Raw genomic sequence first — 9441 nt, 5'->3', positions numbered from 1 at the left:
TAAGTTAATAATACAAATAAACCTAAACTAGTTGCAGTAACTTTTATCTTATCCAAAAATTTTTGTCTATCAGTTTATACACCAGCAGTTGCGTTTCCTTCTAATTGAGCTGAAGGTATTTTATCGAAACCGTATATTCTAGCTATTTCTTCGTATACGTCAGCTTCTTGTTCCATATCTAATCTGTAGTCTGGAACTTCTATTTCTATTTCTTCTGGTGATTTTAAATCGCATTTAAATTCTAAGTCTTCTAGTATTTTAACGAATTCATCTAAAGTTATAGGAGCACCTATGTTTTTAATTATTCTAGATGGATTTACGTTTAATACTACTTTTTCTTGTTTAGTTGGGTAATCTTCTGCTATTCCTTTAAGAACACGTCCACATCCTAGCATTTCAACTAATTGGCATGCTCTTTCAACACCAGTTTTTGAAGTTTCTGTAGCAACACCTTTTTCGTATCTTCCTGAAGCTTCTGTTCTAAGTCCTAATTTCTTAGAAGTTCTTCTTATATTTTCAGCATTGAAGGCTGCTCCTTCGAATAAAACGTCTGTAGTTTCATCTGTTATTTCTGAGTTTAAACCACCCATTACACCAGCTAGACCTATAGATTTTTCACCGTCAGTTATAACTAGCATTTGATCATCTAATGTTCTTTCTACGTTATCTAGTGTAGTGAATTTTTCTCCTTCTTTTGCAGTTCTTACTACTATTTTTCCTGTTGGAACTTGGTTTAAATCGAAAGCATGTAGTGGTTGACCATATTCAAGCATTACGAAGTTTGTTATATCAACTATGTTATTTATTGGTCTAACCCCTGCTTCTATTAATCTTCTTTGCATCCAGTATGGAGATGGTCCTATTTTAACGTCTTTAACTATTCTAGCTCCATATCTCATACATAAGTCTGGATTTTCAACCTTAACATCAAAATCTATTTCTTCGTCACATTCTTTTACTGTGATTTCTGGATATTTTATTTTTTTGCCTATAGTTACAGCTGCTTCTCTAGCTATACCTATCATAGATCTACAGTCAGGTCTATTAGCAGTTAATTCGAAGTCTATAACTGCATCGTATAAACCTAATGCTTCTTTGATGTCTTTTCCTAAATCCATACCTTCAAAATCATTTAATAAGTATATACCGTTTTTACTTTCGTCTGCTACATAAAATTCATCTATTCCTAATTCCTTAGCAGAACACATCATACCTTCTGATAATACACCTCTTAATTCAGAAGTATGTATTTCAACTCCTCCTGGTAATTTAGAGTTATCTAATGCTACTGGAATTACATCTCCTTCGTGTACATTTGGAGCTCCTGTGCATATTTGAACTGTTTTTCCATTTCCAATGTCTACTTGACCAACTACTAATTTGTCAGCATTTGGATGTTGTTTTAATTCTACTATTTTTCCAACTACTACATTTTCTATTCCTTCTCCAAAGAATTCTACAGTTTCAGTTTTTGTTCCTGTCATTGTCATCATATCAGCGAATGTAACTGAATCCATATCTATATCAACGTAATCTTTAAGCCATTTTACAGGTACTAACATTTTATTCCTCCTAATTTCTATTTCAATTTATATTGTTTAAATCTATATCGAATTTTCTTATAAAATCTTCTACTTAAAATAAATCCTATTTAAATTGATCTAAGAATCTTATATCATTCTCAACTAAAAGTCTTATATCGTCTATTTCGTATTTAAGCATTGCAAGTCTTTCAACACCCATACCAAAAGCAAATCCAGAATAAACTTCAGGGTCTATTCCACAGTTTCTAAGTACGTTTGGATGTACCATACCTGAACCTAATATTTCTATCCAACCTTCACCTTTACACATTGGACATCCTTTACCACCGCATTTGAAGCAACTAACATCAACTTCTGCACTTGGTTCTGTGAATGGGAAGTTATGTGGTCTAAATTTAGTCTTAGTATTTTCACCGAATAACTTCTTAACGAAAGTTTCTACAGTTCCTTTGAATTGAGCCATTGTTATATCTTTACCTACTACTAATCCTTCTATTTGATGGAACATTGGTGAATGTGTTGCATCTAATGAGTCATTTCTGAAGCATCTACCTGGAGATATTATTTTTATTGGTAACTCTTGGCTTCTCATTGTTCTTATTTGAACTGGAGATGTTTGAGTTCTAAGTAATAATTCTTCGTTGAAGTAGAATGTATCAGTCATATCTCTTGATGGATGGTCTTTTGGTGCATTTAATGCATCGAAGTTGTTTTCTACTGTTTCAACTTCTGGCCCTTCAACTACTGAAAATCCGATTCCCATAAATATTTCTGCAACTTCGTCTATTATTTGAGTTATTGGATGTTTTTTACCTACATTGAAAGTTTTCCCTGGCATAGTTACATCTATAACTTCTGATTGTAATTTAGCTTCTCGTTCTGCCTTTTTAAGATCTGCTCTCTTATCGTTTATTGATGTTTCTATAGCTTCTCTTACTTCATTGGCAATCTTACCTACAACTGGTCTTTCTTCTGAAGATAATTTACCCATACCTTTTAATAATTTAGTTAATTCACCTTTTTTCCCTAAATATTTTACTCTTGTGCTATCTAATTCTTCCATAGCAGAAGTAGCTTTTATATCTTGTAAAGCAGCTTCTTTTAAATTAAGTAATTGTTCTTTCACGTTTATTTCACCCTTTCCAAATTTTATTATTAAAATTCTAATTATTTTTCTAAATAAAAAAAGCCTTCATCCCAGCTAGGGACGAAAGCTATTATTTCGCGGTACCACCCTAGTAGCTTATAAACAAAAGTCTATAAACCACTCGAAGAAACTTAACGCGTTTCAAACGTCAAAGCCTACTATAATTTCAACTTCAATGCTCCAGAGCGAACTTCCTTTAAACTATCTATGTAATACTCTCAGCCTTGGTATTATTCTCTGTATAGAATTATTTAAAATACTTTTCTCCTTCATCGCAACTTTTGGTATTTATTTGAAAATATCTCACGTTTTCATGATACAACTCATTATAACATATGTATTTTTGGCTTTCAACATATTAAATTAAATATTTTTTGATCTCATACATCAGTATAGCAGCGCTTATTGCTGCATTTAAAGACTCTGCCTTCCCATATATAGGAATCTTTATTAGCTTATCTGACTTAGAAATTAAATCATCGTTAATGCCATTCGCTTCATTTCCTATTACTAATGCAATCTTGCCTTCGTAATTAGTCTCATGGTAGTAATTATCTGTCTGTAGATAGCTAGATACTATATTAAATCCATTTTGCTTCAAAAAATCTACTGTCTCATCCTGAGTAGCGTGAATTATATTCATATCAAATATAGAACCCATAGTAGATCTAATTACCTTTGGATTATAAATATCAACGCATCCCTTTAGAAGTATGATAGCATCTACACCAGCACTATCGGCAGTTCTTATTATAGTTCCCATATTGCCAGGGTCTTGTATCCTATCTAAAATTAAAACAAACTTATTATCTTTACTTATATTATTTACCAAATCTCTCTCTTTATACTTTAATACGCCTAAAATTCCCTGTGTATTTTCTGTGTCTACCATTTCTAAGAAGATTTTATTAGTAGTTTTGTATATTCTTATGCCTTTGTTTTCTAATAAAGTTAAAAACGATTTATGCTCTTGTTTCTTTTCAAAGTCTTCATTTATAAAAACATATTCTAAATGGGCATCACATTCTAATGCTAGAGTCAAAATTCTATATCCTTCGATTATAAATTTCTTCTCTTTATTTCTACCTTTAGTTTTTAGTAGAGGCTTTGTATATTTGACCTTGTCGTTATCTTTACTCTTTATAAAATTAATCATTAGACCTCCTAATTAAATTTCTTGATTTGAAATTATATCGTTTATCTTTTCTATATTTCCTATAATAACTAAAATGTTTTCTTCCTCCATTTTATACTTTGGAGAAGGCATTACCTTTAGACCACTCTTTGTTTTTACAGCTAGTACTGTAATATCGTATTTTGCTCTTAAATTTAATTCGATGATTGTCTTACCAACCCAGCTTTGAGGAGTTACAATCTCCATAATAGAATACTCTGGATCTAAATTAATTTGATCTAAAATATTTTCTGATGCTAGACTATAGGCAAGTCTAACTCCCATATCTCTCTCTGGAAAAACTACTTTGTCTGCTCCGATTTTATATAAAACCTTTGCTTGTAACTCATCCTTAGCCTTACATACTATTTTAGGTACACCTAGCTCCTTCGCCATAATTGTTGCCATAATAGAAGCTCTTATATCTGAACTAATTGCAACTATTGCCACATCAAAATTTCCTAATCCGATGCTCTTTAAATCTCTTTCATCTGTAACATCTAATATTGCTGCATGTGTTACTTTTTCAGCTATATCATCAATTGCATCTTCACTTTTATCTATAACCATTACTTCATTTCCAAATTCACACATTTTTGTAGCTACAGATGAACCAAATCTACCACATCCGATTACAATATATTGTTTGCCTTTACTACTATTACTATAAAATGTTTTTTTCATAATCTATACCTCTTATCTATTATTAACCTACTATTATTTTTCCATTTGGTCGTTTTATATTTCTATCCTTTTTAGCTATATTTATTGATAAAATAGCTGTAAATATAGTCAGAGAACCTACTCTTCCTAAGAACATCAAAATCATTATTATAAACTTTCCTATAATATTTAAATTAGGACTTCCTCCTATGCTAAGCCCTACTGTTGCATATGCTGATGTAACCTCAAACGCACACTCTAAAATAGAAAATTGTGGATTTGTTAAAGATAGAGCCAATGTCCCAACTATAACTATAGATATAGCCATAAAGAATATAACCATTGATTTTCTAATAGTTTCAGTACTTATACTTCTTTCAAAAATTTGTATCTGGTCCTTTCCAAATAAGAAATCCTTAACAGTTAAAAATAATACAGCTATTGTAGTCGTCTTTATACCTCCACCAGTAGATGCTGGTGAAGCCCCGATAAACATAAATATTATCATTAAAAATATAGTTGATTCCTTTGTTAAGGATAAATCTATACTATTAAATCCAGCTGTTCTAAGTGTTGTAGATTGGAATGCTGAAGAAAGAAGCTTCCCTTTCATATTCATATTGCCTAGAGTATCTGGATTGTTATATTCTACAGCAAATACAAATACAAATCCTATCAATAAAAGTATCGCTGTGGATGCAATTACAAGCTTTGAATGTGCATTTAATTTAGAAATTCTTTTATTTTTCAAAAAATCTAGTATAACAGGATATCCTATCCCTCCAAGTATTATCAATAAAGATATAACTATCATCGCAAAAATATTGTCGTATAAAGATGTCAATGATGAAAATTGTCCACTTATAGATCCCATCAAATCAAATCCTGCATTACAAAACGCAGAAATTGAGTGGAACATTCCATACATCAACCCCTTTACAGGTCCAAGCTTAGGAATAAAATTTATAGATAGCAAAATTCCACCGACAGCTTCAATAGTAAAAACCATAAAAATTATCTGTCTTGTCAGATTTACAATTCCAGATAAATCAAATTGATTTAGAGATTCTTGTATTATTAGTCTTTCCTTTAAATTGATTTTCTTTCCTCTAATTAAAGATATCATTGTGGCTATTGTCATAAATCCCAAGCCGCCAATTTGGATTAACGATATTATCACAACCTTACCCAATAAGCTCCAATGCACAGATGTATCAAATACAACCAATCCTGTAACACATACTGCAGATGTCGCAGTAAAAAGTGAATCTATAAAATTAGTACTAGAGCCATCAGCACTGCAAACTGGCAGAGATAATACTAATGCTCCAAATAATATTATAAGTAAAAATCCGACCGTTATAATCTGAACTGCACTCCACTTTTGAAGAAACTTAAACATATTTTTATCTATGATTTTCAACGTAAAAATGCCTCCTCTATATTTATTAAAATCAATCATATTATATGATAAATATCGTTTTTTAACAATAATCTTCAAATTTCTTTAAATTTTATTTAATACTAAAAAAGCGAACTCAAATTGAGTCCGCTATTATTTCTTATATAATCAATGTTATGATTAAGCTAATTTAGCTTTAGCTACTTCTACTAATTGAGCAAATCCAGCTGGATCTTGTATAGCCATTTCAGATAACATTTTTCTGTTAACTTCAACACCTGCTAATTTTAATCCATTCATTAATCTTGAATAAGATATTCCATTCATTCTAGCAGCTGCATTTATTCTTTGTATCCAAAGTTTTCTGAAGTCTCTTTTCTTTAATTTTCTTCCTATATATGCATTTTTTAATGCTTTCATTACGAAAGTATTTGCTGGTCTATATAATTTGCTTCTAGATCCTCTGAATCCTTTTGCAAGTTTTAACACTTTTTTATGTTTTTTACGAGCGTTCATTGCGCCTTTAACTCTTGCCATGTTCATGACCTCCTTATGTTTTTTAATTATTTTTTATTTTTGTTTTTTGTACTAACCCGTTCTGATTAGCTATTCTTATTTGTATGGTAATAATTGAGCTACTCTCTTAGCATCTCCTTCACTAACTATAGCTGATTTTCTTAAGTTCATTTTTGTTTTTGGAGATTTTTTAGTTAATATATGACTTTTATAAGCTTTATTTCTTTTTAATTTTCCAGTTCCTGTTTTTCTAAGTCTTTTTGCTGCTCCTCTATGAGTTTTCATTTTTGGCATGATAACTTCCTCCTCTCAGTTAATCGTCATTAAATCTATTTCTTTATTTTGTTTGTTTTTTTGGATCTATAATTACAACCATGTTGTTCCCTTCAAATGCAGGGGCTTTCACTGGTTCACCAAACTCTTTAACTATTTCTATAAATTTAAGCATTACTTCTTTACCAATGTCTTTATGTCCTAATTCTCTACCTCTAAAACGAAGTTCTACTTTTACCTTGTCGCCTTTTTTAAGGAACTTAATAGCATTATTCGCTTTAGTATTCAAGTCATTTGATTCGATACCAGGTCTTAATCTTATTTCCTTAACTGCTATTGTTTTTTGTTTCTTTTTAGCTTCTTTTTCTTTTCTAGTTTGTTCATATTTGTATTTACCATAGTCCATAATTTTACAAACTGGTGGTTTAGCATTAGGAGAAATTTTTACTAAGTCTAAATTTTTTCCATTTGCTATTATTTGAGCTTCTCTGGCAGACATTATTCCAAGTTGTTCTCCAGTTTCAGAGATTATTCTTAATTCTTTATCTCTTATTTGATCATTGATTGATAATTCTTTGCTAATTGTAGGACACCTCCAAATTATTATATTAAATATAAAATAAAAAGCGAATGAATAAATTCATCCGCTATAAGTCATCAAAATTAATATCATTTCCAATAAGGATATGATAGCTTGCTTATATTAACCTTACTAACCTTCGTCGTAAGGTGAGAATGAATTCTTCTTGTTTTATATCTTCTATCTCGTTACCGTATAAATTATATAACTTTTATTAATCTATGTCAACTACTTTTTATTTATTATTTTTATTACAATCTCAATATATAATATGCAACAAGCTTCATTTCTGAAACTATATTTTATTATAACTCATTATCGACGATAATTCACCTGTAAAATATATCCTCTCTTATTTGACTATCTACTTATAATAGATTTTAATTGTAGTATTTCATTTTTTTAGAATAATAAAAGTTGAGCTGGTTATACTTATTTATGACATCTTAGTTTACATAGTTTATTTTTTTATAAAATCATAATAAAACTTTACATCATTGGAAAAAATAAAATAAATCAAAATTCTATTACCTGAGGTGCAAAATATGAACTTACTTAACAATTTTTTTAAAAAACTTAATAACCCAGTTCCCGTTTTTGCTCAAACTAAACTCGAAAAGGAATGCAATACTGATGGCTCAGTAGGCACAAAGTCCAAGACAACATTTAGAGATGTAGCTGGACTTGATGAGATAAAAGAAGAACTCTTCGAAGTTGTAGATTTTATGAAATCACCAGAAAAATACCAAAAAATGGGAGCAAAAATTCCTAAAGGAATCTTATTTTACGGTCCTCCTGGCACTGGTAAAACATTATTGGCATCTGCAGTTGCAGGAGAGACAAATTCATCATTTTTCAACGTCACTGGCTCTGAATTCGTCGAAAAATATGTAGGTGTAGGTGCTAAAAGAGTTAGAACTCTATTCGAAAAAGCTAGAAAGGAAGCTCCAAGTATAATTTTTATAGATGAGATAGATGCCATAGGAGCTAAACGACACTTAGAGAGCAACAACGAAAAGGACCAAACATTAAACCAGCTATTAGTAGAAATGGATGGCTTCAACAAGGACTCTAATGTCATCATAATAGGAGCTACTAATAGACTAGATCTCCTAGATGACGCGCTTTTGAGACCTGGACGATTTGACAGACATGTTCATATAAGCTCTCCAAATGTCCGCACTAGATATGAGATTTTAAAAGTTCATACTAACAACAAACCACTAGATAAATCAGTAGATTTAGATTTATTAGCAAAAAAAACACATGGATTTAACGGCGCACATTTAGCTAATATAGCTAATGAAGCCGCAATATTTGCTGTTAGAGATGACAGTGAGCTTATAACATCTGAACACTTTGATAAAGCCCTTGAGAGAGTTATCGCAGGTGTTGAATCTAAAAGCTCTGTTTTAATTGAAAAAGAAAAGAAAATCGTGTCTTATCACGAGGCTGGACATGCTCTTGTCAGCAATATATTAAACCTCTGTAAAATACAAAAAATATCTATAATACCTAGGGGAGAAGCATTGGGATACGTCCTTCAACTCCCAGACGAAGATAGATATATCTATACAAAAACAGAGCTAATATCAAAAATGCAAATTTTACTAGCTGGTAAAGCAGCAGAAGAATTAATCTTCGACCATCAATCAACTGGAGCTAAAGACGACCTACAAAAAGTCACAGATATAGCAACTAATATGGTCTGTGATTACGGTATGAGTAGACTAGGACTTATAACAATTGATAAAGATGCAAAATCATTTTTATCAAAAGACATCCAAAAAGAAATAAACCATATCGTCAACAGCTGCTATGACAAGACATTAAGTCTTTTAAAAGAAAATATTCACGACTTACATATAGTTTCTAACTTCTTATTTGAAAATGAAACTATGACTTGTGAGGAATTAGAGGATTTAATCAAAAAAGAAGCAGCAAATTAAAATTATACAAAAAAGATATAGCGATGCAGAATTTCCAATCTACATCGCTATATCTTTTTTTATAAATAAGCCACTATTTATTATTTAATTATTTTTGAATTACATTAACTTTGTCTTCAACTTCTTGGCATACCATAGCTATAAATTCATCTAATGCTAAGCTACCCATTTCACCTTTGTCTCTAGATCTAAC

8 protein-coding genes, 1 pseudogene and 1 other annotated feature are annotated in these 9441 nt (G+C 30.8%); of the genes and pseudogenes, 1 reads left to right on the top strand and 8 read right to left on the bottom strand.

Features of this window, described 5'->3' with window-relative positions; all coding sequences use genetic code 11:
* The 8 genes and pseudogenes from pheT to infC form a co-directional block, all read right to left on the bottom strand.
* Positions 1 to 1562: pseudogene (gene pheT, locus MR593_RS12110) on the bottom strand (phenylalanine--tRNA ligase subunit beta); the annotation flags it as partial.
* An 85-nt stretch (positions 1563 to 1647) separates the two neighbouring features.
* Positions 1648 to 2670 carry a phenylalanine--tRNA ligase subunit alpha gene (gene pheS, locus MR593_RS12105; protein WP_290693296.1) on the bottom strand — a complete coding sequence of 341 codons (1023 nt, stop codon included), beginning with the start codon at positions 2668 to 2670 and terminating at the stop codon, positions 1648 to 1650.
* Between the two features lie 74 nt (positions 2671 to 2744).
* Positions 2745 to 2973: a binding site (T-box leader), on the bottom strand.
* A 76-nt stretch (positions 2974 to 3049) separates the two neighbouring features.
* A complete protein-coding gene (locus MR593_RS12100) occupies positions 3050 to 3847 on the bottom strand; it encodes a TrmH family RNA methyltransferase (protein WP_290693293.1) in 798 nt (265 codons plus the stop codon).
* Positions 3848 to 3859: 12 nt separating this feature from the next.
* The gene (locus MR593_RS12095; protein ID WP_290693291.1) at positions 3860 to 4549 is read right to left on the bottom strand and encodes a potassium channel family protein; all 690 of its coding nucleotides are present in this window, start codon (positions 4547 to 4549) and stop codon (positions 3860 to 3862) included.
* A gap of 22 nt (positions 4550 to 4571) precedes the next feature.
* Entirely contained in the window at positions 4572 to 5951 is a 1380-nt protein-coding gene (locus tag MR593_RS12090; RefSeq protein ID WP_290693288.1) for a TrkH family potassium uptake protein, read from the bottom strand.
* A 159-nt stretch (positions 5952 to 6110) separates the two neighbouring features.
* Positions 6111 to 6467, bottom strand: coding sequence for a 50S ribosomal protein L20 (rplT, locus tag MR593_RS12085; RefSeq protein WP_290693285.1), 357 nt, complete (start codon positions 6465 to 6467; stop codon positions 6111 to 6113).
* A gap of 75 nt (positions 6468 to 6542) precedes the next feature.
* On the bottom strand, positions 6543 to 6740 hold the full coding sequence (gene rpmI, locus MR593_RS12080; protein ID WP_290693282.1) for a 50S ribosomal protein L35: 198 nt from the start codon (positions 6738 to 6740) through the stop codon (positions 6543 to 6545).
* A 43-nt stretch (positions 6741 to 6783) separates the two neighbouring features.
* Positions 6784 to 7284 carry a translation initiation factor IF-3 gene (gene infC, locus MR593_RS12075; RefSeq protein ID WP_331474849.1) on the bottom strand — a complete coding sequence of 167 codons (501 nt, stop codon included), beginning with the start codon at positions 7282 to 7284 and terminating at the stop codon, positions 6784 to 6786.
* 560 nt (positions 7285 to 7844) lie between these two features.
* On the opposite strand from infC, the gene ftsH reads away from it, so the two are divergent.
* Positions 7845 to 9248 (top strand): ATP-dependent zinc metalloprotease FtsH, encoded by a 1404-nt coding sequence (gene ftsH, locus MR593_RS12070; RefSeq protein WP_290693279.1) that lies wholly within the window; start codon positions 7845 to 7847, stop codon positions 9246 to 9248.
* The last annotated feature ends 193 nt before the right edge of the window (positions 9249 to 9441 follow it).

Source organism: Intestinibacter sp., from assembly GCF_022780145.1.
In the GTDB taxonomy this organism is placed as follows: domain Bacteria; phylum Bacillota; class Clostridia; order Peptostreptococcales; family Peptostreptococcaceae; genus Intestinibacter.
This window is presented reverse-complemented; position numbering and strand designations above follow the sequence as displayed.